This window comes from Massilia sp. BAP21 (assembly GCF_057801335.1).
Map to the genome: position 1 here is coordinate 3,089,919 of NZ_CM173596.1, position 24,010 is coordinate 3,113,928.

General features: G+C 66.3%; 22 protein-coding genes and 1 pseudogene. 9 read left to right on the forward strand and 14 right to left on the reverse strand.

Features of this window, described 5'->3' with window-relative positions:
* Positions 1-298 precede the first annotated feature (298 nt).
* The 3 genes from aceE (at position 299) to lpdA (ending at position 6,297) form a co-directional block, all read left to right on the forward strand.
* The gene (gene aceE / locus ACWYRN_RS13560; RefSeq protein ID WP_488688037.1) at positions 299-2,992 is read left to right on the forward strand and encodes a pyruvate dehydrogenase (acetyl-transferring), homodimeric type; all 2,694 of its coding nucleotides are present in this window, start codon (positions 299-301) and stop codon (positions 2,990-2,992) included.
* Positions 2,993-3,072: 80 nt separating this feature from the next.
* Positions 3,073-4,413 carry a dihydrolipoyllysine-residue acetyltransferase gene (gene aceF / locus ACWYRN_RS13565; protein ID WP_488688039.1) on the forward strand — a complete coding sequence of 447 codons (1,341 nt, stop codon included), beginning with the start codon at positions 3,073-3,075 and terminating at the stop codon, positions 4,411-4,413.
* A 12-nt stretch (positions 4,414-4,425) separates the two neighbouring features.
* The gene (gene lpdA / locus ACWYRN_RS13570) at positions 4,426-6,297 is read left to right on the forward strand and encodes a dihydrolipoyl dehydrogenase (RefSeq protein WP_488688041.1); all 1,872 of its coding nucleotides are present in this window, start codon (positions 4,426-4,428) and stop codon (positions 6,295-6,297) included.
* Between the two features lie 297 nt (positions 6,298-6,594).
* Here lpdA and ACWYRN_RS13575 read toward each other — a convergent pair whose 3' ends face one another.
* The 5 genes from ACWYRN_RS13575 to ACWYRN_RS13595 form a co-directional block, all read right to left on the reverse strand.
* On the reverse strand, positions 6,595-7,341 hold the full coding sequence (locus ACWYRN_RS13575; RefSeq protein WP_488692816.1) for a LytR/AlgR family response regulator transcription factor: 747 nt from the start codon (positions 7,339-7,341) through the stop codon (positions 6,595-6,597).
* Between the two features lie 20 nt (positions 7,342-7,361).
* Positions 7,362-8,531, reverse strand: a complete 1,170-nt coding sequence (locus ACWYRN_RS13580; RefSeq protein WP_488688043.1) for a sensor histidine kinase — start codon at positions 8,529-8,531, stop codon at positions 7,362-7,364.
* 7 nt (positions 8,532-8,538) lie between these two features.
* Complete coding sequence (locus ACWYRN_RS13585) at positions 8,539-10,032, reverse strand: carotenoid oxygenase family protein (RefSeq protein ID WP_488688045.1); 1,494 nt, start codon at positions 10,030-10,032, stop codon at positions 8,539-8,541.
* A 7-nt stretch (positions 10,033-10,039) separates the two neighbouring features.
* Positions 10,040-10,462 (reverse strand): DUF2141 domain-containing protein, encoded by a 423-nt coding sequence (locus tag ACWYRN_RS13590; protein WP_488688047.1) that lies wholly within the window; start codon positions 10,460-10,462, stop codon positions 10,040-10,042.
* A 124-nt stretch (positions 10,463-10,586) separates the two neighbouring features.
* On the reverse strand, positions 10,587-10,832 hold the full coding sequence (locus ACWYRN_RS13595; RefSeq protein ID WP_488688049.1) for a hypothetical protein: 246 nt from the start codon (positions 10,830-10,832) through the stop codon (positions 10,587-10,589).
* A 189-nt stretch (positions 10,833-11,021) separates the two neighbouring features.
* On the opposite strand from ACWYRN_RS13595, the gene ACWYRN_RS13600 reads away from it, so the two are divergent.
* Positions 11,022-11,309 (forward strand): hypothetical protein, encoded by a 288-nt coding sequence (locus ACWYRN_RS13600; RefSeq protein WP_488688051.1) that lies wholly within the window; start codon positions 11,022-11,024, stop codon positions 11,307-11,309.
* Between the two features lie 31 nt (positions 11,310-11,340).
* On the opposite strand, the gene ACWYRN_RS13605 is transcribed toward ACWYRN_RS13600, so the two are convergent.
* Together ACWYRN_RS13605 and ACWYRN_RS13610 are read right to left on the reverse strand one after the other, a co-directional pair.
* On the reverse strand, positions 11,341-11,559 hold the full coding sequence (locus tag ACWYRN_RS13605; RefSeq protein WP_488688053.1) for a hypothetical protein: 219 nt from the start codon (positions 11,557-11,559) through the stop codon (positions 11,341-11,343).
* 136 nt (positions 11,560-11,695) lie between these two features.
* A complete protein-coding gene (locus ACWYRN_RS13610) occupies positions 11,696-12,109 on the reverse strand; it encodes a DUF2141 domain-containing protein (protein ID WP_488688055.1) in 414 nt (137 codons plus the stop codon).
* A 184-nt stretch (positions 12,110-12,293) separates the two neighbouring features.
* Here ACWYRN_RS13610 and ACWYRN_RS13615 point away from each other — a divergent pair.
* Positions 12,294-12,560 (forward strand): annotated as a pseudogene (locus ACWYRN_RS13615) (sterol desaturase family protein); the annotation flags it as partial.
* An 85-nt stretch (positions 12,561-12,645) separates the two neighbouring features.
* On the opposite strand, the gene crtB reads toward ACWYRN_RS13615, so the two are convergent.
* From crtB to ACWYRN_RS13640, 5 genes are read right to left on the reverse strand one after another with little or no spacing between them, the layout of a single operon-like run.
* On the reverse strand, positions 12,646-13,650 hold the full coding sequence (gene crtB, locus ACWYRN_RS13620) for a 15-cis-phytoene synthase CrtB (RefSeq protein WP_488688057.1): 1,005 nt from the start codon (positions 13,648-13,650) through the stop codon (positions 12,646-12,648).
* Positions 13,647-15,137 (reverse strand): phytoene desaturase, encoded by a 1,491-nt coding sequence (locus ACWYRN_RS13625; RefSeq protein WP_488688059.1) that lies wholly within the window; start codon positions 15,135-15,137, stop codon positions 13,647-13,649. The genes crtB and ACWYRN_RS13625 overlap by 4 nt, the downstream gene beginning before the upstream one ends.
* Positions 15,134-16,312, reverse strand: coding sequence for a lycopene beta-cyclase CrtY (crtY, locus tag ACWYRN_RS13630; RefSeq protein WP_488688061.1), 1,179 nt, complete (start codon positions 16,310-16,312; stop codon positions 15,134-15,136). The genes ACWYRN_RS13625 and crtY overlap by 4 nt, the downstream gene beginning before the upstream one ends.
* Positions 16,313-16,319: 7 nt before the next feature.
* The gene (locus ACWYRN_RS13635; RefSeq protein ID WP_488688063.1) at positions 16,320-17,672 is read right to left on the reverse strand and encodes a glycosyltransferase; all 1,353 of its coding nucleotides are present in this window, start codon (positions 17,670-17,672) and stop codon (positions 16,320-16,322) included.
* 54 nt (positions 17,673-17,726) lie between these two features.
* Complete coding sequence (locus ACWYRN_RS13640; protein ID WP_488688065.1) at positions 17,727-18,695, reverse strand: polyprenyl synthetase family protein; 969 nt, start codon at positions 18,693-18,695, stop codon at positions 17,727-17,729.
* A 318-nt stretch (positions 18,696-19,013) separates the two neighbouring features.
* Between ACWYRN_RS13640 and ACWYRN_RS13645 the strand changes: the two genes are divergently transcribed.
* Positions 19,014-19,364 (forward strand): hypothetical protein, encoded by a 351-nt coding sequence (locus ACWYRN_RS13645; protein WP_488688067.1) that lies wholly within the window; start codon positions 19,014-19,016, stop codon positions 19,362-19,364.
* Here ACWYRN_RS13645 and ACWYRN_RS13650 read toward each other — a convergent pair.
* Positions 19,361-20,551 carry an RNA-guided endonuclease InsQ/TnpB family protein gene (locus tag ACWYRN_RS13650; RefSeq protein WP_488688069.1) on the reverse strand — a complete coding sequence of 397 codons (1,191 nt, stop codon included), beginning with the start codon at positions 20,549-20,551 and terminating at the stop codon, positions 19,361-19,363. The genes ACWYRN_RS13645 and ACWYRN_RS13650 overlap by 4 nt on opposite strands.
* Positions 20,552-20,896: 345 nt before the next feature.
* Between ACWYRN_RS13650 and ACWYRN_RS13655 the strand changes: the two genes are divergently transcribed.
* From ACWYRN_RS13655 to ACWYRN_RS13665, 3 genes are all read left to right on the forward strand, one after another.
* Positions 20,897-21,340 carry an alpha/beta hydrolase-fold protein gene (locus ACWYRN_RS13655; RefSeq protein ID WP_488688071.1) on the forward strand — a complete coding sequence of 148 codons (444 nt, stop codon included), beginning with the start codon at positions 20,897-20,899 and terminating at the stop codon, positions 21,338-21,340.
* A gap of 144 nt (positions 21,341-21,484) precedes the next feature.
* Complete coding sequence (locus tag ACWYRN_RS13660; protein ID WP_488688073.1) at positions 21,485-22,246, forward strand: response regulator; 762 nt, start codon at positions 21,485-21,487, stop codon at positions 22,244-22,246.
* On the forward strand, positions 22,243-23,598 hold the full coding sequence (locus tag ACWYRN_RS13665; protein WP_488688075.1) for an ATP-binding protein: 1,356 nt from the start codon (positions 22,243-22,245) through the stop codon (positions 23,596-23,598). Before ACWYRN_RS13660 ends, ACWYRN_RS13665 begins: the two co-directional genes overlap by 4 nt.
* Before the next feature lie 116 nt (positions 23,599-23,714).
* Here ACWYRN_RS13665 and ACWYRN_RS13670 read toward each other — a convergent pair whose 3' ends face one another.
* On the reverse strand, positions 23,715-23,900 hold the full coding sequence (locus ACWYRN_RS13670) for a hypothetical protein (RefSeq protein ID WP_229438241.1): 186 nt from the start codon (positions 23,898-23,900) through the stop codon (positions 23,715-23,717).
* Positions 23,901-24,010: the final 110 nt, after the last annotated feature.

Consider the following 24,010-nt stretch of genomic DNA (forward strand, 5'->3'; position numbering starts at 1 on the left):
CGTAGGGTGGACCGGGCCACGAGAGGCGGCTCTGCCGTCCACGCGTTCAACGCACGGTCGCATCCCACGGTGCTTATCGGAGGGAAGATTGCATTCCACGCCATTCACACGCCGGTTGAACGCGTGGACGGGAAACCCGTCCACCCTACAATCCCATATTGTGAAATGCTATATCGTATTTTGAAAAAGGCACGCTTCGCTGGTAAAATCCGATGGCTTAAATTACGTTAACTGTTCATCAAATCCGCCGCCGGCGATCTGGGGATCGGGGTGGGGCCACAAAAGGAGACGCATTACCATGTCAGCTCAACTCGACCAATTGACGGCCCAAGCCGCCAATGACCCGGACGCCCTCGAGACCAAGGAGTGGCTCGACGCGCTTGAGGCGGTCATCGAAAACGAAGGTACCGAACGCGCCCACTACCTGATGGAGCGCCTGGTCGACCTGGCGCGCCGCCGTGGCGCCCACATCCCGTTCTCCAGCAACACCGCCTACGTCAACACGATTCCGGCGCACCTGAACGTCAACTCGCCGGGCAACCTCGAATACGAAGAGCGCCTGCGCTCGTGGATGCGCTGGAACGCGATGGCGATGGTTGTCAAGGCCAACCGCGCCGACGGCGACCTGGGCGGCCACATCTCGTCGTTCGCCTCGCTGGCCAACATGCTGGGCATCGGCTTCAACCACTTCTGGCACGCTCCGACCGACACCCACGGCGGCGACCTGCTGTACATCCAGGGCCACTCCTCGCCGGGCATCTACGCGCGCGCCTTCCTCGAAGGCCGCATCTCCGAAGAGCAACTGCTGAACTTCCGCCGCGAAGTCGACGGCAAGGGCCTGTCCTCGTACCCGCACCCGAAACTGATGCCGGACTTCTGGCAGTTCCCGACCGTCTCGATGGGCCTGGGCCCGCTGATGGCGATCTACCAGGCGCGCTTCCTGAAGTACCTGCATGCCCGCGGCATCGCCGACACCGCCAACCGCAAGGTCTGGGTCTTCTGCGGCGACGGCGAGATGGACGAGCCGGAATCGATGGGCGCGATCGGCATGGCCGCGCGCGAGCGTCTCGACAACCTGGTCATGGTCGTCAACTGCAACCTGCAGCGCCTCGACGGCCCGGTGCGCGGCAACGGCAAGATCATCCAGGAACTCGAAGCCGACTTCCGCGGCGCCGGCTGGAACGTCGTGAAAGTCATCTGGGGCTCGCAGTGGGACGCCCTGCTGTCGAAAGACAAGGACGGCATCCTGCAGCGCGTGATGATGGAAACCGTCGACGGCGAATACCAGAACTACAAGGCCAAGGATGGCGCCTACGTGCGCAAGCACTTCTTCGGCAAGCACCCTGAGCTGCTGAAGATGGTCGCCAACATGAGCGACGACGACATCTGGCGCCTGACCCGCGGTGGCCACGACCCGCACAAGATCTACGCCGCTTTCAAGAACGCGCAAGAGAACAAGGGCACGCCGACCGTGCTGCTGGTGAAGACCGTCAAGGGCTTCGGCATGGGCAAGTCGGGCGAGGCGCGCAACACCGCGCACCAGACGAAGAAGCTGGACGACGAAGCCATCCGCGAAATGCGCGACCGCTTCGCGATCCCTATTCCCGACGACAAGCTGGCCGAGATCCCGTTCTTCAAGCCGGCCGACGACGCGCCGGAAATGAAGTACCTGCACGAGCGCCGTGCGGCCCTGGGCGGCTACCTGCCGCAGCGCCGTTCGAAGGCGGACGAGCAGTTGGTGGTGCCGCCGCTGGAATCGTTCAAGGCCGTGCTGGAACCGACCGCGCCGGGCCGCGAGATCTCGACCACGCAGTCGTATGTGCGCGTGATTACCAGCCTGCTGAAGGACCCGAGCCTGGGCCAGCGCATCGTCCCGATCCTGGTCGACGAATCGCGTACCTTCGGCATGGAAGGCCTGTTCCGCCAGATCGGCATCTTCAACCAGCAGGGCCAGTTGTACGAGCCGGTCGATAAAGACCAGGTCATGTACTACCGCGAAGACAAGGCCGGCCAGATCCTGCAAGAGGGGATCAACGAAGCGGGCGGCATGAGCTCGTGGATCGCGGCAGCGACCTCGTACTCGTCGAACAACCGCACCATGGTGCCGTTCTACACCTTCTACTCGATGTTTGGCATGCAGCGCGTGGGCGACCTGGTCTGGCTGGCGGGCGACATCCGTGCGCGCGGCTTCCTGATGGGCGGCACCGCAGGCCGCACCACGCTGAACGGCGAAGGCCTGCAGCACGAAGACGGCCATAGCCACATCATCGCGGCCACCGTGCCGAACTGCCTGCCGTACGACCCTACTTTTGGGCACGAAGTGGCGGTGATTATCCGTGACGGCCTGCGCCGCATGGTGGAAGAACAGGAAGACGTGTTCTACTACATCACCATCATGAACGAGAACTACGAGCAGCCAGGTCTCACCGCCGGCACCGAAGAGGGCATCCTGAAGGGCATGTACCTGTTCAAGAAGGGCGGCGAAACCGAGCACCGCGTCCAGCTGATCGGTTGCGGCACCATCCTGCGCGAGTCGATCTTCGCCGCCGAGCTGCTCTCAAGCGACTGGGGCATCGCCGCCGACGTCTGGTCCGCACCGTCGCTGACGCTGCTGGCCCGTGACGGCCAGGACTGCGAGCGCTGGAACATGGTGAACCCGGAAGCCGAACAGCGCGTGCCATACGTGACCTCGCTGATGCAGGACACCACCGGCCCGATCGTCGCGACCACCGACTACATGCGCATGTTCGCCGAACAGATCCGCGCCTACATGCCGAAGGACCGCACCTATAAAGTGCTCGGCACCGACGGCTTCGGCCGCTCGGATTCGCGTGTGAAGCTGCGCGAGTTCTTCGAGGTGAACCGCTACTACGTCGTGGTTGCCGCCCTGCGCGCGCTGGCCGACGAAGGCAAGATCGACAAGTCGGTCGTGGCCCAGGCGATCGCCAAGTACGGCATCGATGCGAACAAGCCGAATCCGGTGACCCAGTAATGCAAGTTGTGTTGCGCCGCTCCGCCCTCTGAGGAGGGAGGAGCGGCGTGCACCCTATAAAAAATAACGGAGCTAACACTATGAGCATTGTGGAAGTCAAAGTCCCGGACATCGGCGACTTCAAGGAAGTCGAAGTCATCGAACTGATGGTCAAGCCGGGCGACACGATCAAGGTCGACCAGTCGCTGGTGACCGTCGAATCCGACAAGGCGTCGATGGAGATCCCGTCGAGCCATGCCGGTGTGGTCAAGGAAATCAAAGTCAAGGTCGGCGACAAGGTTGCCGAAGGTTCGCTCGTGCTGATGCTGGAAGAAGCGGAAGGCGGCGCTGCTGCACCGGCGGCTCCGGCTGCTGAAGCTGCACCGGCTCCTGCTGCCGCGCCTGCGCCGGCTCCTGCTGCTCCAGCACCCGCACCAGCTGCTGCGCCAGCACCTGCGCCAGCTCCGGCACCAGCTGCCGCACCGGCGCCTGCCGCCGCACCAGCCGGCGATGCCTCGAAAGCCCACGCCTCCCCATCGATCCGCAAGTTCGCGCGCGAACTCGGCGTCGACCTGTCGCGCGTGCCGGGCACCGGTCCGAAGAACCGCATCACCCAGCAGGACGTGCAGAACTTCGTCAAGGGCGTGATGGCCGCACCGGCCGCCGCGCCGGCAGCCAAGGGCGGTTCCGGCGTCGGCCTGGACCTGCTGCCATGGCCGTCGCTCGACTTCTCGAAGTTCGGCGCCACCGAAACCGTGCCGCTCTCGCGCATCAAGAAGATCAGCGGCCCGAACCTGCACCGCAACTGGGTCATGATCCCGCACGTCACGCAGTTCGACGAAGCCGACGTCACCGACCTGGAACAGTTCCGCGTCGATTCGAACGCCGCGCTGGCCAAGCAGAAGTCTGCCGTCAAGCTGACCATGCTGGCTTTCGTGATCAAGGCCTCGGTCGCCGCGCTGAAGAAGTACCCGCAATTCAACTCGTCGATCAGCGAAGACGGTTCGGCCCTCATCGTCAAGCAGTACTACAACATCGGCTTCGCGGCAGACACCCCGAACGGCCTGGTGGTCCCGGTCGTGAAGGACGCCGACAAGAAGACCGTGTCGCAGATCGCTACCGAGATGGGCGAACTGTCCGCACAGGCCCGCGAAGGCAAGCTCTCGCCAGCCAACATGCAGGGCGCGAGCTTCACCATTTCGTCGCTGGGCGGCATTGGCGGCACCGCCTTTACGCCGATCATCAACGCGCCTGAAGTGGCCATCCTCGGCCTGTCGAAGTCGGCCATGAAGCCGGTCTGGGACGGCACCACCTTCCAGCCGCGCCTGATGCTGCCGCTGTCGCTGTCGTACGACCACCGCGTCATCGACGGCGCCGGCGCTGCCCGCTTCGCCGCCTACCTGGCCGAAGTGCTGGCCGACCTGCGCAAGACCCTTCTGTAAGGAGCGCCGAGCATGAGTACTGTTGAAGTAAAAGTCCCGAACATCGGCGATTTCAAGGACGTCGAGATCATCGAACTGATGGTCAAGCCCGGCGACACGATCAAGGTCGACCAGTCGCTGGTCACCGTGGAATCGGACAAGGCCTCGATGGAGATTCCGTCGACCCACGCCGGCGTGGTGCAGGAACTGAAGGTCAAGGTCGGCGACAAGGTGAACGAAGGTTCGCTGCTGCTGATGCTGGATGAAAGCGGTGCGGGCGCCGCGGCGCCTGCCGCTGCTGCGCCGGCCCCTGCCGAGAAGCCTGCCGAATCGTCGAAGCCCGACGCGCAGATCGGCGCGCAAGCCGTTGCGCCGACCGCCGCCGCAGGTCCGACCGACTCCTACGCACCGGCGCATAAAGCCGATGCCGCCGCCCCGAACGCCGTGCCTGCGCCGAACGCGGCCAGCTACAGCGGCCAGGTCGACGTCGAATGCGAAATGATGGTGCTGGGCGCCGGCCCTGGCGGCTACTCGGCCGCCTTCCGTTCGGCCGACCTGGGCATGAACACGGTGCTGGTCGAGAAGTACGCCACTCTCGGCGGCGTCTGCCTGAACGTGGGCTGCATCCCGTCGAAGGCACTGCTGCACGTGGCGCACATCATGGACGAGACCGCGCACATGGCCGACCTCGGCGTCTCCTTCGCCAAGCCGGACGTCGACCTCGACAAGCTGCGCGCGCACAAGGACAAGGTCATCAAGACCATGACCGGCGGCCTGGCCGGCATGGCCAAGGCGCGCAAGGTGAACGTGGTGCAGGGCGTGGGCCAGTTCCTGTCGCCTAACCACATCGAAGTCAGCGCAGCCGATGGCAGCAAGAAGGTCGTGAAGTTCGCGAAAGCGATCATCGCCGCCGGCTCCGCGGTCGTGAAGCTGCCTTTCGTGCCGGAAGACCCGCGCATCGTCGACTCGACCGGCGCGCTGGAACTGCGCCAGGTGCCGAAGCGCATGCTGGTCATTGGCGGCGGCATCATCGGCCTGGAAATGGCAACCGTCTATTCGACCCTCGGTGCGCGCATCGACGTGGTCGAGATGATGGATGGCCTGATGCAGGGCGCGGACCGCGAGGCCGTCAAGGTCTGGCAGAAGTTCAACGCCCACCGCTTCGACAACATCATGTTAAAGACCAAGACCGTCGGCGTGGAAGCGCTGCCGGAAGGGATCAAGGTCACCTTCGAATCGGCCGAAGAAGGCGTCGCCGCACCGGAACCGCAGCTGTACGACATGGTGCTGGTGGCGGTTGGCCGCAGTCCGAACGGCAAGAAGATCGCCGCCGACAAGGCCGGCGTGGCCGTGACCGACCGCGGCTTCATCGGCGTAGACGGCCAGATGCGCACCAACGTGCCGCACATCTTCGCCATCGGCGACCTGGTGGGCCAGCCGATGCTGGCGCACAAGGCCGTGCACGAAGCGCACGTGGCTGCGGAAGCGGCGCACGGCGAGAAGGCTTACTTCGACGCCAAGGTCATTCCGTCAGTGGCCTACACCGATCCGGAAGTGGCATGGGCCGGCATCACCGAAGACGAAGCCAAGCAGAAGGGCATCAAGGTCGAGAAGGGCCACTTCCCGTGGGCTGCCTCGGGTCGCGCCGTCGCCAACGGCCGCGCCGAGGGCTTCACCAAGCTGCTGTTCGACGCCGAGACCCACCGTATCATCGGCGGCACCATCGTTGGCACGAACGCCGGCGACATGATTGGCGAGATTGCGCTGGCAATCGAGATGGGCGCGGATGGCATCGACATCGGCAAGACGATTCACCCGCACCCGACGCTGGGCGAGTCGATCGGCATGGCGGCAGAGGCCTATGAAGGCGTCTGCACGGACTTGCCGCCGCCGCGCAAGCGCTAAACGTCAGCAGTTCGCAGTAAGGAAAACGGGACCGGATGGTCCCGTTTTTTATGATCAGCCGCTACGCGAAAATGGATGGTGACGCCAACCGTACGGTGGGCACTCCGTGCCCACGCGGTTACGTGCGTATCCTTTTTGCGTTGGCGGTGATCGTTCGCCCACCGGCCCAACCATCATCGGGGACGCTGGCCGGGTTTGACGTTCGCGGGCGACATGCCACGGACGCGGGCCAACCGCAGACGCACGTAACCGCGTGGGCACGGGGTGCCCACCGTACGGGATATGTTCCGGGCCGCGTCACATCTGCCGGAACAGATCGACGTAGTTCCGGCTCACCACCAACTGCTCCTCTCGCCCCTTGAGCTTCACATGCAAGCGCCCGCGAAAGTCCGTCCGCGTGCCCGCCACATGCTTCGCCGCGACAATCACCCCGCGGTGAATCTGCCAGAACTGCTGCGGATCGAGTTGCTCCTTCAGCTTGGCCAGCGGCGTGCGGATCAGGCTTTCGCCGTCCGCCAGGAAGATGCTGGTGTACTTGTCGTTGCTCTGGAAGTAGATCACCTCGTCGACCGCAATCAAGCGCGTTTCCTGCCCCTGCGCCGCGCGTATCCACTGCAGCGGCGCCGGCGCGGGAGAAGCCGCAGGCGCGGAAACGCCCAGCTGCCGCAGCAGCGCCTGCAAGGCATCCGGCGCCACGCTCGGCGCCGGCGCCGACGAGCGCAAGGCCTCGCGCAACCTGTCCACGGTACGCTGCAGCCGCTCCAGCCCGATCGGCTTCAACAAATAATCAAACGCCGCGTGCTCGAACGCATGCACCGCGTACTGCTCGTGCGCGGTGGTGAACACGACCCGCGGTGGACGACCGCCGGCGCACAGCCGCGCCGCCAGCTCGATCCCGGTCAGCCCCGGCATCTGGATATCGAGAAAAACGACATCCGGCGCCAGCTCGTCGATCAGCTCCAGCGCCTGGATGCCGTTGGCGGCGCGCGTCACGCGCAGTTCGGGCCAGGCCCGGGCCAGCTGGGCAGCGAGGTAGTCGAGCAGATGCGGTTCGTCGTCGGCGATCAGGGCGCGGGGGGAGTCGATGGCGTCACCTTCGTGAGTGGCAGCAGCAGGCGCGAAGTCACGCCGCAGGCTTGGTTTTCGATTAATTGTAGCTGAGCGGTCGGGCCATGCAGCTGGTGCACCCGCTCGCGCAGGTTCGACAGGCCGACGCCGCCGCCAGGGCGCGGCGGTGCATGCCCCAGGCCCATGCCGCTGTCGCTCACCTCCACGCACAGCGCATCGTCCACCAGCCGCGCCCGCACCAGGATCTCGCCGCCTTCCATCTTCGGCTCGATGCCATGCATGATGGCGTTCTCCACCAGCGGCTGCAGCAGCATCGGCGCGATCGGCAACTGGCGCGTGTCTGAATCCGCCTCGATGCGGTAGCGCAGGCGCGCGCCCATGCGTACGCCCAGCACGTCGAGGTAGGCGCGGACCAGGTCGAGCTCACCGCCCAGCGTGGCCGATTCGGCGCGGCTGGCGGCCAGGCTGGCGCGCAGGTAGTCGATAAAGCGCTCCAGCATGCGCCGCGCCTGGGCCGGCTGGGTGTCGATCAGGCTGACCACGTTGGCCAGGGTGTTGTACAGGAAGTGCGGTTCGATCTGGGCCTGCAGCGCGCGCAGTCTGGCCTCGGCCAGCATGCGCCCGGCGGCGGCGATCTGCTCCTGCTGGCGCGCGGCTTGCGTCTCGCGTTCGATGCGGCGCTCGCCGGCAAACAGCACCAGGCGGATGATGACCGCCGTACCGACGGCATACACGGCGATGGTGATCATCGGCCCCGAACGCAGCACGTCGAGCGGATGGGCGTTCGACAGCACGACGCGCATCAGCCCAATGCCGAGCAGGGCGCCGATGCCGGACACCGCCATCTGCGCCAGGCGCGGGCGCCAGCCCTTGCCCGACACCGCCAGCGGCGCAAAGCGGCGCAGGCCGTACAGGGCGCCGTGGATCAGGAAGCCGACCACGTTGGCGCCGACCAGCATGACGGCCAACCGCGGCCCGAACGGCCCGGGCCGGCCAGCCAGCCACTGTTCGGCGGCGGCGAGCGCCAGGCCGATCAGGCAGTTCCAGACGAAGGTATAGACCAGGTTGCGCAGCGGCGACGCGCGGATGCGGCGAAACGGCGCCAGCACTTCAAGCGGATGCACGCCGCGCGGCGCGGATTCGGGAGGGTGGGAAGACATGGTCATGGGGTGGTCAAGTAGTCAGGAAATTACCATGAAAGCAGTGCGGCGTGCGATAGGGCAAGCTGGCCAGGGCCAGCGGTCCGTTACTGATCTTCGCCGCGTCGAATACACTCAGTACGCCCACGCCGCGCCGGGTGTCCTGGGCCACGCCGACCAGGTAGCCGTCGCGTTCATGGCGGGCGCCGCGGCGCGGCACCAGCACGTGTTCCTCGACCTGCCAGCCGGCGCCGAAGCGGTAGCTGTCGACCTTGCCGTTGTCGGTATCGACCACGTTCACCGTGTCGAGCACCAGTTCGCGGTTGGCGCGGTCGCAGCTCAAGAGGGCCAGGCGGCGGTGGCGCGTGCCGACCACCTGCGGCATCACGCGCGGGAATTCGCTGGTGCCAAGCAGGCGCGCCGTCGTGGCCCGGCCGCTGGCGTAGTCGAGGCAGACCTGCACGGCCTGGCTGCGGCCCGGCGCGTTGTCGGCGCGCGTGCCGCTCATCAGGCTGCCCAGGCCGGCGAGGGCGTCGCCCGCGTGCAGCACCACGTCGAAGCGGGTGCAGTCGCCGTCGTCCCAGGCGTTCCCGAGGTGGAAGACCATCTGCGGCGGCAGCTCGAAGACCTGGCGCAGCGTCAGCGTGTCCTTGGCCACCACGACCACGCGCGTCGGCCGCGCCCTGGCGCCGCTGCCGGCCCAGCTGTGCCGCTCGGCGAAGCTCAGTGCGGAATCGCCGCTGAAGTCATAAGGCGGCACCACGAACACCAGGTGCTTCGCGCTGACGGCGAAGTCGTGCACCATCGCCAGTTGCGGCACTTCGAGCACGCCCGTGCGCAGCAGCGTACCGGCGGCATCGATCTGGTACAGGGCCAGGCGGTTGGCGCCGGGCAGGGCGCCGAAGTTCCACATGCCGCCTTGCGGATCGAGCTTCGGATGCGCCGAGAAGGGCATCGCCTTCACGTCCTCGCGCCAGGTCTTGATGCCGAGCGTGGCCAGCGTGCCTGGATCGACCTCGGTGGCCGAGCCGCCCTCCCACAGCGCGTACAGGCGGCCATTGAAAGGGAGCAGGTTGGTATTCGCCGCGTTCAGGGTGTCGTTGTCGCGAAAGCCGCGGCGCGCGAACATGGTGCCGAAGGCGGGGTACAGGAACTGGCCGGCCTCGGACTCGTCGCGGAAGCGCCGGGTTTCGACGAAGCGCCCGTGGTGGCGCACCTTGCCGCCGCCGATGGTCCAGCCCTGGACGAAGCCGTCGCCGTCGAACCAGTGGTGGTAGCGCTCGCCGCCGAGTTCGAAGCGGCCGGGCCCGTTGCGGTAGAAGTTACCTTGCAGGTCCTTCGGCAGGCCTCCTTCGACCACGGCCAGGCCCGACTGCTCGCCCACCTGGTCGGCATACACGGCGAGCGACTTGTCGCGCGCCAGGGCGGCGTGGAAGCGCTGGTAGGTGGCGGCGTCGGCGCGGGCGTTGCCGGTGAGGGCGAGGGCGCCCAGGCCCAGGCCAGCGGAAAGGAAGTGGCGGCGGTCCATGGCAGCCTCAGCGCAGCGAAACGGTGACGGCGGCGCCGGCGGCCGGCACGGTGAAGCGCGCCTGCTCGAACGACGGCGGCCCCATGTTGCCGAGGGCGTTGTTGCTGAAGGCGTAGTCCTCGGACGGAATGCCCATCATGTTCTTGTCCATCTTGCCGTTGCCGTTGGCGTCGTGGAACAGGGCGAAGCCGTAGGCGCCGGCCGGGACGTCCTTGACGACGACCTTGGTGCTGCCATTCGCGGCCGGGGCGGCGCCGGCTTTTACGGTGCGTTTCAGGAAGCCGTCGGCCGAATCGTAGAGCGCGACCATGATCTGGCCCTGGTCGTTCTTCACGCCTTCGACGGTGATGTTCAGGTCGCCGGCATGGGCGCTGGCGGTTGCGGCGGCAAGGACGAAGGCGAAGCAGGTGGCAAGGCGGTGCGGTGTCATGGCGTTCTCCAGTGGCGTTGTAGGTGAAGCCACTGTAGCGGTGCGCCTTGTCGGCCGTGGGCCGATGCGACGAAGGACGGCCCTGCCGGCGCCAGTTGCATGCCGGCGGCGCGAGTTGCTGGCCCTAGCGTCCGACGCCGTTGTTGGTGCCGTTGTTGTTCATGCGCTCGTTCTCGAGAGCTTGCTTGTCGATTTCAACCGTATCGGTTGCGCCGCGCTCCGATCGCTTGCGGGGAATCATCGAGCCGGTCCGCCCATAGGCGTCGGAAGCGCGTTCCTTGCGTGAGGATTTGCTCGGATCGGTGTCGGCAGTGCTGGCGCACCCGACAAGAGACAACATCAATCCTGCCAACAAAAGCAGTCCTTTCATCATTGCTCCTTAGAAGTTGAGACGGGCGGAATGCCCATGAGAACGAACTCTAGCATTGCACGAACAAACACATTCTCTTCAATTGTCACATTTGCATGCATGCCGGCGGTGCCAGTTGCCAGTGCCGATGTTGAACTGCGCCGCCGGCTTGCTATGATGAAGATGCAGCGGTCATCGATGGAGACAACCATGGAAGAGCACGGCAACGAATTCATCGGGACGGTGTTCGTCCTGCCCGAATCGCGCAGTTTCGAGCTGAAGACGACGCTGCACGGGACGCCGGTCACGCTAACCGGGACGGTGTCGCAGCAGCTGGCGGCCCAGTTCGCCGGCAACCTGGCGGCCGGCGCGCCGATCGACGTGCGCCAGCTGGCGTTGCAGCCGCGCCGGGTGGAAGTGCTGACGCGCGAGATCCACGAGCGGCACCGGGCGCCGCGCAAGATGCACTTCCTGATGCGGGTGATCGACGGGGCCTAGCCTTGCTGCTGCCGGGCTGCGCTGCTGCAGTCTAGCGGTCGGCTTCAGCCTGCCTGTCGAGCGTGACCGTCTGCACCTTGCTCGGCTCCGACTTCTTGCGGCGGATGAGCGAGCCGGTCGGCAGGTCGTCATTCGAGGCGCGCTCCCTGCTCACCACCTGGCTCCCGTCCGTTCCCGATGCCGTTCCAGACGGGCTCGCACACCCGGCGATCAACACGACCACGCTTGCCAGCAGACAGAGTTTCTTCATCCTTCGCTTCCTCCATGTAGAACGGGCACTGCGCCCGTGATTGCCAACTCTAGCATTCCACAGGTGGACGGAAACTCTTCAATTGTCACATTTACATGCACGGCGGGTGGCGCAGGGGCCCGCTTCCTACCATTTCCTACTTCAGCTTCACGGGCGCCACCGTGGTGCCTTCCTTCACCTCAATCGCCGCATCCTCGAAGCCCGGCGGCCCGAACTTGCCGCGCGCATCGCGGCTGAAGCCGTAGTTCTCTTTCGGAATGCCGATGAAGCTGCGGTCGAGCTCATTGTTTTCGTTCTCGTCCTGGTAGGCCATGACGGCCCAGTTGCCGGCCGGGATGTCCTTCAGCGTGATCACCGTGTCCGTACCCTTGGCCGGGGCCGAGCCGCTGTAGCCGCATTGCTTCAGGAAGCGTTCCTTGTCGCACAGCGCGACGTTGATCTTGCCCTTGCCGGCCATGACGCCCGAGACGCGTACCTCGACCGTGGCGGCCGATGCGCCCGCCGTCAGCGCGCAAAACAGGGTGCAACCGAAAACCAAGCGTGAAAACATGTGTCGTCCTTTATTCATGAGGGGTGATAAGCCGCTTCCCCAGCCGTGCGCGGTGTGCGCCATGGTAGGCTGTGGGTATCCCGGCTTCTTGTTGATTCGTTAAACCATGCTGCTCAATACGCTCATCGTCGTGCTCACCGTCGTGTTCATGGAACTCTTCTCCATCGTCGCGCACAAGTACGTCATGCATGGCTTCGGCTGGGGCTGGCACAAGTCGCACCACGAGCCGCGCACCGGCTGGTTCGAGAAGAACGACTTGTACGCGGTGGTCTTCGCCGGCGTCGCCATCGCCCTCATCTACGCCGGCACGCGCGGCTACCATCCGCTCGAGTGGATCGGCGCCGGCATGACGGCCTACGGCCTGCTCTACTTCGTCGCCCACGACGGTTTGGTGCACGGGCGCTGGCCCTTCCGCTACGTGCCCAAGCGCGGCTACCTCAAGCGCCTGTACCAGGCCCACCGCATGCACCACGCGGTCGATGGCAAGGAAGGCGCGGTCTCCTTCGGTTTCCTGTACGCGCCTTCGGCCGACAGCCTCAAGCAGCAGTTGCACGCGCTGCATGGAGGCCGCCTGCAGCGTCACCCTCAGCGCCGCCAGCCGGGCGGCTCCACAGCCGGGCAGGGCGCGGCGAACTCGTCGTCCGAATCCGTGAACTGAGCGCATCGCACCCGCCGCGCAGCAGCAGCCACAACTTGGTGAGCTTGCTCGTGCCGGCGCGCGTGTCCCAGGCGTGCGGCCCGCGCCGCTTCACCACGATGCCGATCTGCCGGTACACCAGGCGCGCCGTGGCAATCGCCCAGGCCGAACGCAAGGGCAGCGCAGCCAGGCCTGCATAGGCCGATTCGTAATACGGCTCGGCATGGTCGACCAGGCGTGCGGCGATCTTCGCCAATGCCTCGCGGTGGCGCGGCAGCGCGATCTCGTCCTGCGGGATGCCGGCTTCGCGCAGCCAGGCAGCCGGCAGGTAGCAACGGCCGATGTGCGCATCGTCGACGATGTCGCGCGCGATGTTCGTCAGCTGGAAGGCCAGGCCCAGGTCGCAGGCGCGGTCCAGCACGGCCGGGTCGCGCGCGCCCATGATCGAGGCCATCATCAGGCCAACCACGCCGGCCACGTGGTAGCAGTAGCGCAGGGTGTCGTCGATGGTCTCGTAACGGGCGCCCTCGACGTCCATGGCGAAGCCGGCCAGGTGGTCGTAGGCATGGCGCGGTTCGATGCCGTGCCTGAGCGCGACTTCCTGGAAGGCGGCAAAGGCCGGATCGTGCATGCGTTCGCCGGCGTAGGCGCGGCGGGTCTGGTCGCGCAGCAGGGCCAGCTCCTTGACGGGATCGTGCCCGGCGGCATGTGGCGCCGGCGCGCTGGCGGCAGGGGCGAAGCCCAGCTCCTGGCCATCAACCACGTCGTCGCAATGGCGGCACCAGGCGTACAGCATCAGCACGCCGCGCCGGGTCTCGGCATCGAACAGTTTCGCCGCCGCCGCAAAGCTTTTCGACCCGACCTCGATGGTCTGGGTCGCATGCTGCATCAGCGCTTCGCTCATGCCGCCACCTCGCCCAGCATCAGGCCGGCGGTGGCCTTGGCCGAGCCGATCACGCCTGGCACGCCGGCGCCGGGGTGGGTGCCGGCGCCGACCAGGTAGACATTCGCCAGCTCGGCGTCGCGGTTGTGCGGACGGAACCAGGCGCTTTGGGTGAGGATCGGCTCCAGCGAGAAGGCCGAGCCGTGGTGGGCGTTGAGCTGGTCGCGGAAGTCGAGCGGCGTGAAGATGCGGCTGGTGACGAGCTGGCTGCGCAGGCCCGGCATGTAGCGCTTTTCCAGATACTCGAAGATGCGATCGCGGTAGAGCGGGCCTTCGACTTCCCAGTCGATCGGCGCATTGCCCAGGTGCGGCACCGGCGCCAGCACGTAATGGCTGCCGCAGCCGGGCGGCGCCAGCGAGGGGTCGGTGACGCAGGGCGCGTGCAGGTAGAGCGAAAAATCGTCGGCTAGCGATTCGCCGTTGAAGATGTCCTTGATCAGTTCGCGGTAGCGCGGGCCGAAGCACACGGTGTGGTGCTGCAGCTGCGCATGGTGGTGGTCCAGCCCGAAGTAGAGCACGAACAGGGAATTGCTGAAGCGTTTCTTCTTCAGCGCATCGGCTTCGGCCGTGCCGCGCGCATCGTGGCCGAGCAGCTTGGCGTAGGTGTGGACCACGTCGGCGTTCGAGGCCACGGCGTCGGCCTGGAACAGGCGGCCGTCTTCCAGGCGCACGCCGGTGGCGCGGCCGTTGCTCGTTTCGATGCGTGCCACCGGCGCGTTCAGTTCGAAGCGCCCGCCAATGTCCTGGAACAGTTTTACGAGTCCTTTCACCAGCGCCCCGGTGCCGCCGCGCGGGAACCACACGCCCCAGCGCCGTTCCAGCGCGTGGATCAGGGTGTAGATCGAGGACGTGGCAAAGGGATTGCCGCCCACCAGCAGCGAGTGGAAGGAAAACGCTTGGCGCAGGTGCTCGTCCTGGATGAAGCGCGAGACCATGCCGTACACGCTGCGCCAGGCCTGCAGGCGCGCCAGCTGCGGGCCGGCCTGGATCATGTCGCGGAAGGACAGGAAGGGTACGGTGCCGAGCTTGATGTAGCCTTCCTCGAACACCGCCTTTGAATACGCGAGGAAGCGCTTGTAACCCTCGACGTCGGCCGGGTTGCGCGCGTGGATCTGGCGGTCCAGGGCTTCCTGGTTGTTCAGGTAATCGAAGTGGCTGCCATCTTCCCAGCACAGGCGGTAGAAGGGCTCGACCGGCAGCATCTCGACGTAGTCCTCGATGCGCTTGCCGGCCAGCGTGAACAGCTCCTCGATGCAGGACGGATCGGTGATCACGGTGGGGCCGGCGTCGAACACGAAGCCCTGGTCTTCGTACACGTAGGCGCGGCCGCCCGGCTTGTCGCGCTTTTCCAGCAGGGTGGTCTGGATGCCGCGTGCTTGCAGGCGGATGGCCAGCGCCAGGCCGCCGAAGCCGGCGCCGATGACCACGGCGGTTTGTTGTTGGTTCATTCGGAATTCCTGATCTGACGAGGGTGGATCTTGCGGGCCGCCTCGAAGGCGGCCACCAGGGGTACGGGCGGTTTGCCGCTGAGGATGCGCGCCTTGTCGCGCAGGCGCAGGCGGCCGGCATAGAAATGTTCGATCAGGCGCGGCGACAGGCGGTAGAAGCGCCCCATCACGCGCCAGCGTTTGTCGGGGCTGCCGGCCAGGAACAGCATGCGGTTGAGCAGGCGGAAGAAGCGCTGGGCGCGCCACTCCTGTTGCGCTTCGTCGCGGATCGCGGCGAACAGGCGCGGGGCGCTGAATTCCGAGAAACCGGCGATGCGCTCGGCCAACCGCACCGCATGCGGCAGCGAGTAACCCGTGGTCGAGTGGAACAGGCCGGCGCGCAGGCCGGCGCAGGGCTGGCCATCGAGCTCGCGCCAGTAGGCGTCGAAGTCGCCGGCCAGCACGATGGGGAGCGAACCGTGTTCCTCGCGTAGCACCTCCGTGATCTGCCAGCCGCGCGCCTGCGCATACGCAGCGATGTTCGCGCGCAGGCGTTCCGGCTCCCAGGCGCCGGTGTCGACGTAATGGGTGTCTTCGATCAGCAGCGTGTGCGCGTCGAAGGGCAGGGTGTAGACGAAGCGGTAGCCACCCTGCTGCTCGACGCTGGCGTCCATGATGATGGGGGCAGTGAGGCCGTGCGGCGCGGCCAGGCGCACTTCCTGTCCGAGGAAGGTCTGGTAGCCGAGCGCAAGCCGATCCGACGCGCGCACGCCGCGGCCGTCGATCACGGCGCGCGCGCGCAGGACTTCGCCGCCGGCCAGCGTGACCGTGGTCGGGCTCAAGGCCTCGATCCGCACGCCGGTGCGCAAGGAGGGGCCGAGCGCCGCACCGATGACGCGCGCGAACGCGTCGGACGTGACGCTGGCGTAGCCGCTGCCCAGCGTGCGCGCATAGTCGGGAAAGACCACGTCGTAGCGCGGCCAGCGCCTGGCGACGACCGGCGCGATCCAGGCATGCTGCTCGGGTGTCAAATCGCCGTCGTGGAAGGACCAGGTGTGGTTGCCGCCGATGCGCTCGCTCGCTTCCAGCAGCAGGATGCGCAGGCCCGGGCGCAGGGTGTGCAGGCGCCAGGCGATCAGGCCGTTCGCCAGGCCGCCGCCGGCCAGGATCAAATCGTATTGCGCTGCGCTTGCCATGACGGGTTTATCCAAGGCTGGCCACGCCCGTCTCGGCCCTTGCCGCCGGCCCTGCCTGCACCGGCGCCTGGACGGGCTGGCGCACGGCGAGCCGCTGGCCCAGCGCCTCTTCGACCAGGCTGGCCGCGCGCGGCGTGCCGCCGGCGCGTGCCAGGTCTTGTGCCAGCGGCGCCATGCGCCTGGCGAAGCCGGCATCGTCGAGCAGGCGGCGCAGCAGGCGGCCGATCTGCGCCGGGCTGGCAAAGCGCGGCGACGCCGACAGGCCGATGCCGGCATGGCGGATGCGCGCCGCCGCGCCGGGCTGGTCGAAGGCGATCGGCAGCGCCAGGATCGGGGTGCTGGCGGCAATCGCATCCATTACCGTGTTCGAGCCGGCATGCGAGATCACGACGTCGGCGCGCGCCAGGACTTGTTCTTGCGGCGCAAAGGCGACCACCCAATCGGCCCCCGCGTCGCGCAGGGCCTGGGCCTGGCGTTCGTCGAGGCCGCCGCAGTGGGCGACCAGCAGCTGCACGTCCTGCTTGCGGCACGCCTGGACGATGCGCTTGAACAGCCCGAAGCGCCCGCCCTGCAGGGTGCCGAGCGAAGTGAAGACGAAGGGGCGGCCGGGATCGATATCCGGCATGCGGCGGCCGTCGTCAGGAACTTGCGCGGCCCGCGTGAAGCGCAGCGGGCCGACATGATGGAAATGCGGCGGCAGCGCCTTGCGCGGGAAGTCGAAGCTCTCGACCGTCTGGCTTATCTGCAGCAGCGGCGACAGGCATTCGTGCATGGCGCTGCGCGGCGCCAGGCCCAGGCTGCGCGCCTGCGCCGCAATCACCTCGGCATGCGGCGACATCAGCCAGTCGTAGACGCGGGTGCTGCCCTCGACCATGTGGCGCGCGCGCTCGCTGTCCTCGAAATCGAAGGGCATGACCGGCAGCGGGATGCCGGGCTCGCGGTTCACCGGCAGCGCGTTCGCCACCGAGGCGAAAGGCAGGCCCATGCCCTCGGCCACCAGGCCGCCGGCCGCTTCCATCTGGTCGCACAGCAGGGCGTCGATGCCGAGCGCCTCGATGGCGGGCGGCAGTTCGCGGCACAGCATGTTTGTCGTGCGCGCCATGTCCTGGATCACGCGGCGCAGGCCCAGCGGCCCGCCGGGATTGGCGGCGCGTTCGATCGAGGCGGCCAGCGTGCCGGCCGGGTGGGTGTCGCGGCCGACCGCGTGGAAGCCGAGGCGCGGGTCCTTCAGGTAGGCGCCGGCGTCAAGCTGGTGCAGGAAGGTGATGCGGTGGCCGCGCGCAGCCAGTTCGAGGCCGAGCGCCGCCATCGCGTTGTAGTGGCTGTAGAACGCCGGTGCGACCACGCCGAAGTGGGCCATGCGGGGGAATCTCCAGTTACACGGGTTGATTCGACGGGGTGCAGGCGGCCATGGTCAGTGGCGCACCGCGTAGTCTGGCTGCTGGCCGGCGAAATACTGCCCCGCGCCGCCGCCGAACAGGCTGCCCACGAAGCGGCGCGTGCCCTGCTTGCTGCCGATGGCGTCGGTCAGGCAGCGGTCGGCCTCGTGCAGGTGGTCCATCAGGCGCCGCCGCGCTTCGTCGAAGCCAAGCGTGTTGATGAAGGTGGCCTTGTTGACGTCCTTGCCGGTGTCCTTGCCGGTGATGGTCGGGTCCATGCCGGGGCCGTCCTGGAAGTCGTCGCGCAACTGGAAGGCGTGGCCGGCCGCCAGCGCAAAGGCGCGCAGCGAACGGGCCACGCAGTCGTCAGTTTCGGCAATGATGGCGGCCATGTCGACCGCGGCGCCGAGCAGCACGCCGGTCTTCAGTTCGTTGGTGGTGGCGATGTCCTCGGCCGAGCGGGCGGTGGCCTGCAAATCGAGGAACTGGCCGCGCACCAAGCCCTGCGCGCCGATGGTTTCCGACAGCCGCGCCACCAGGCGCGCGCGCACCGCCGGCGGGATGTCCTGGGCCGAACCGAGGATGCCGAAGGCACGGCTGAGCAGGGCGATCGAGGCGAGGATGGCGACGTCTTCGCCATACTGCACGTGGATCGTGGGCTTGCCGCGGCGCAGCTGGGCGTCGTCCATGCAGGGCATGTCGTCGAGCACCAGCGAGGCCGCGTGCACCAGCTCGACGGCGCAGGCGACGTCGATCAGGGCCGGCGAATCGCAGCCGAGGTCGCGCGCGACCAGCATCAGCAGCAGCGGGCGCATGCGCTTGCCGGAACCGAGGGCTGCGGCGCGCATGGCGGCGGCCAGGCGGTCCGAGCTCGGGCCTGCATCGGCGAGCAGGGCGGCCAGGCGTTCTTCCACTTCCTGGCGCACCATGTCGAGTTCCGCCCCGGTGAACTCCGTCGGGGCGTCCATCTCGCGCTTGGCGAATCTTTCTGCTTGCGTACCCATGCGCGCTCCTCCGCCAATGTGGATGTGTGAAATTGATGAATTCGGAGCCAATCATACCGGAAACTTGACTGAATAATAATCAACAAATTCAACGGTGCGCGGTATAGACAAGTTTGGCGTTTTGGCCGTGGCGCCGTCATTCGTGTGCATCGAAGCCGCTGCAGGCAATTATTCCATGGTCTGGCCTGCCGCGGCCCGCTGCGAGCGGCAAGCCGGGGCGCAAACTGTTTGAGACGCCGCGCAAAGTGCCGGGTCCGTTCGCGCCGGCCAAGGGGAACGGCATAATGGCAGCTCATCAATAAATTGCCCTGAGACCTCGTGCGCCTGTTTGCCAAAACCTGCCTCTGCCTGTCCGTTCTATCCACCGCCGTGCCGCGCCTGGCGGGGCCCGATACGCCTGCCGTATCCGCCACCGCATCCGCTGCACGCGTTACTGTCGGCAAGCTCGAACGCCTGGCGCTGGCGCCATCGAAGTTCGTCGAGGCACGCCCGGTGGAAGTATGGGTGCCGGACGATTACGCTCAGAAGATGCGGGCCGGCAAGCGCTTCCGGGTGCTCTACATGCACGACGGCCAGATGCTGTTCGATCCGTCCACGACCTGGAACAGGACCACCTGGCACGTGCACGAGACCGTTCTTCCAAACTTACGCAAAGCTAAGCATCGTTAACTTTTCTGTTGGATTCCTGGTTCACAGGGGCCGGTTTCACTCTGCGCATGAAGCACAGGGCCAGCGCCTTCCCCTCCACAGGCCGACACGGTGGAACTCACCGCCATGTTTCTTAAATTGATTGCCGCGTTAACGTCGCGGTCATGGTGCGTTGCGCATCCAGGGCAGGTCCACTGGCGTACGTCCAGGCTGAGTGCATCGCGCTTGTAACCACAGCAGGAACAGGTCTTGCTGCTGGGGTACCAGCGATCGATGACGATGATTTGCCCACCGCGCCGCTGCGCTTTGTACACGAGCTGGCGGCGCAGTTCGGCAAAGCCCATGTCGGCTATCGCACGCGACAGGCAGCGGTTCCCGAGCATGCCCTTGACGTGTAGATCCTCGATGCCAATGGTGTGATAGCGCCGGGTGATACTTGCGCTGAGCTGGTGCAAGCCGTTCGCACGCACGTTGGCGATCCTGGCATGCAGGCGGGCCAGTTTGGCTTTGGCCTTCTTGCGATTGCATGAACCCTTTACCTTGCGCGATAGCGCGCGTGACAGTCGACGCAGGCGATCCAGCAAGGTTCGCAATGCCTTGGGTCCGACGACTTTCTCTCCTGTCGACAAGGTGGCCAGGTGCGTCACGCCGAAGTCGATGCCGACCGCGCCTCCGTTTTCGGCTGGCGGCAGCTGTGCGTCTGAGGTGTCGATACTGATGCTGGCATACCAGTGGCCGGCCGTGCGTGAAACGGTCGCAGAGACAATCCGTCCTGTGTAGCGCAGGCTTTCACGCATCCTCAGCCATCCGAGTTTCGGAATACGGATGCGTTTGCCATCGACCCGGAACTGGTCGTTGGTCAGTGTGAACCGGTCGTTGGTGCCCTTGCGCCGGAATTTCGGGTAGCGTGCCCGTTTCTCGAAGAAGTTCTGGAAAGCGCGGCCCAGTTGCATGATCGCCAGCTGTGGCGCATTTTTCGTCACGTCCAGCATCCACGGAAATTGCGTGCGCTTGATGGCGTTGAGCTGGCGCCGCAATGCCGCCTCGTTTGGCTTGGGCAAGGCTGGGTTGAGCCTGCACGCTTCGAATTGCCGTCCCCATTCGGCCAGTGCCCAGTTGTAGGCGAACCGCGCGGTTCCGGCTACACGCGCCAGATATGTAGCCTGCACCTTGTTGGGGTCGAGCCGAATACGATGGGCCAGGATCATCACGCCTCCTTTACCCATGTTCGACACTGTCAATCAGTTATCGGTTCCGATGACTGCGCCTGTCTTACAGCTGCGCAGAAAACACAATACAAGTGCTTTTTACGGGTGGTAATGAGGGGAGCAAACTTATCCATCTTGGATAAGTTTGCGTATTTTTAGACAAATTAGCGGTTACTGCTAAACCCTGGCGCGATTGAATCGCGAAGGAAAAGTGGAGGACACGATCATCGTCGGCGTCTTCAACATCGCGCAGAACCGCTACTTCGAATACTTCCCCGAGAAATTTCTCGACGAGATGACGGCCCGAAGCACGCGCCGGAAGCCGACGACTACCTGCGCTTCCTGGTGCAGGAACTCAAACCCGTGATCGACGCCAGATACGCCACGCGCACCGACGCCGCCGGCACCTTCGTCATGGGCTCGAGCATGGGCGGCCTGATTTCGGTGTATGCGATGAGCGAATACCCGCAGGTGTTCGGCGGGGCGGCCGGCCTGTCGACGCACTGGCCCGGCACCGGCAAGCACAACGCCGCCTTGCCGCTGGCAGCCTACAACTACCTGAACCGCAAACTGCCGCCGCCGCAGGGGCACAAGCTCTACCAGGACCACGGCGGCGTCGGCCTCGACGCGCTGTATGCGCCGTACCAGGCTTTCGTCGACCAGATCGTGCGCGACAAGGGTTATACGGCGTCGAATTACCTGAGCAAGGTGTATCCCGCCGACGACCACAACGAAAAGGCCTGGGCCGCGCGCCTGGAAGTGCCGCTGGTCTTCCTGCTGGGTAAATAAACAGCCGGGCTTTTTGCTACATCTTGACAAACTTTCCCGCGCGCAAATGCATATCATTCGCCGGCATACTTGCCATTGCTGATGTCTTCATCCTGCAACGCTGTTAGAATGCCTCATCAATACGAATGAGAATCATTGTTATTCATGCGCTGCGAACAATCTCATGACACGGCTGGCGCCCATCTGCTGGTGGTCGACGACCATCCGGACATCCGCCAGTCGCTCACCCTTTACCTGCAGCGCCAGGGCTGGCGCGTGCTGGCCGCGGCCGATGCGCGCGAAGCCGACGCGCTGCTGGCGCGCGAGCGCATCGACCTGGTGGTGCTGGACGTGATGATGCCGGGCGAGAACGGCCTGTCGCTGTGCCGCCGCATCGCCGGCGCGCAGGCGGCGCCGGTGATCCTGCTTACCGCGATGGACAGCTCCCGCGACAAGCTGGCCGGTTTCGACAGCGGCGCCGACGATTACGTGGTCAAGCCGTTCGACCCGCCCGAACTGGTGGCGCGCATCCGCACGGTGCTGCGGCGTTGGCGCAGGGGAGGCGGCGCAGCCACGCCGGCCGCACCGAAGGCCCGCCCGCGCTACCGCTTCGACGGCTGGACGCTCGACCTCGGCCGGCGTGAACTGTTCGACCGCGACGGCAAGCCGGTGGCGCTGAGTGGCGCCGAGTTCCGCCTGCTGCAGGTACTGGTCGAGCATCCCGGCGTGGTGCTCAGCCGCGACCGCCTGCTCGACCTGGTCGGCGACGGCGAGGCCAGCAATTTCGACCGCAGCATCGACAGCCAGGTCAGCCGCTTGCGCAAGAAACTGGAACCCGATCCGCGCCGTCCCGGCCTGCTGAAAACCGTGTGGGGCAACGGCTACCTGTTCGCTCCGGCCGTCAGCGCCTCGCTGGCGCCGGCATGAGGCCTGGGCGCATCCTGCATCGCCTGTGGCCCGACACCATGGCCGGCCAGCTGATCGGCCTGCTGCTGTGCGGCCTGCTCGGCGCGCACCTGCTCGCGGTGCTGGTCAGTTCGAAAGGCGACGGCGGCATCCACACGCTCTCGCGCAAGCAGGTGGTCGACGACACGGTCGTTGCCTGGCGCCTGGCCCGGCATACGGAAGCGAATGCCGCGCTGGCCGCCTTCGATTCGCCGACGGTGCGCTTTCGGCGCACGCCCGCGCAGCCGGCCATGCCGCCGGCCAGCAGCGACGCGGTCGCGCAGCGCGAAGCAGCCATCATCGGCGAGGCCTTGCGCGCGCAGCTGAAGCTGGCGCCGCAGGACGTGCGCATCGGCTGGCACAGCATCCATCTCGACACGCCGGACCCTGAACTGGCGCTGGCCCTGCGCCTGCCCGACGGCGCCTGGCTGGAAGGCATGCAGCGGCCCACGGTCGACCGCCAGTGGTGGCGCCCGCTGCGCTTCTCGGTCCCGGTCAGCACCTTGCCGGTGCTGGTGATCGTGATCGTTTTCGTGCGCCGCATCCTGCGCCCGGTGCAGGCGCTGGCGCAGGCCGCCGACCGCGTCAGCCGCGGCGAATACGGCGCGCCGCTCGCCTTGGCCGGCCCGCGCGAGGCGCGCGAGGTAACGGCATCGTTCAACATCATGCAGTCGCGCCTGGCGCGCTATCTCGACGACCAGCGCCGCATGCTTGCCTCGATCAACCACGACCTGCGCTCGCTGGTAACGACCCTGCGCCTGCGCGCCGAACTGATCGACGACGAGCCGCTGCGCGCGGCGATGCAGCGTACCCTGCGCGACATGGCGGCGATGATCGAAGAAAGCCTGCGCTTCGCGCGCGACGACGCCATCGACGAGCCGAGCGTCGACATGGATATCGGCCTGCTGCTGCGCGACCTGGTGGCGGACCAGCGGGCGCAGGGGCGCGACGTGACACTGTGCGAGCCAAAGGAGCCGGCCCTGGCCTGCCGCTGCCGCCCGCTGGCCCTGAAGCGTGCCCTGACCAACCTGGTCGAGAACGCGGTGCGCTACGGCGGCGGCGCGCGCATCCGCTACGCGCGCACGCGCCAGGCCGGGCGCCATCCGCACCTGACGATTGCGATCGAGGATGACGGCCCGGGCATCGCGCCCGAACAGCTGGAGAACGTGTTCAAGCCCTTCTACCGGCTCGATGCGGCGCGTCATCCGGAGACGGGCGGCGTCGGGCTGGGACTGGCGATCGCGCGCTCCTGCGTCGAGGCGCATGGCGGCCAGCTGGTGCTGGAGAATCGGGAAGGGCAGGGCTTGCGGGCGCTGGTCACGCTGCCTGTCTGAAAGCGGGGGGGCAGGTCCGGGATCCCGACCCTCTCAAGCTGACCCTCGCTGTTGAAATAAAAAATGCCGCCCGACTTGCGTGGGGCGGCGTGCGCGTGTGCGCTAGTTGGTCATGGTCAACTGTAACTGGTCCAGGTCTGGGGAATATCGATCTGGCCGGTCTTGGCGGCGTTTGCATAGGCGCGCATTTCGGCGACGACGGCTTCCAGCTGTTCGTTGCCCGGGTTCTGCAGGAACCCCTTCATGCGTTCGTGCAGCGCGGCTTGCTGGTCGCGCCATTCATAACGGGAAGTCTTGCTCATACTGCCCCCTTGCAAATGAACACTGTGATGTTCTTGTTGAGATCCATGACATCCTCCTTGATAAGGGAGTCAGGTTCTCACACAACCATGCCCGGGTTCGGTGCGCTGAC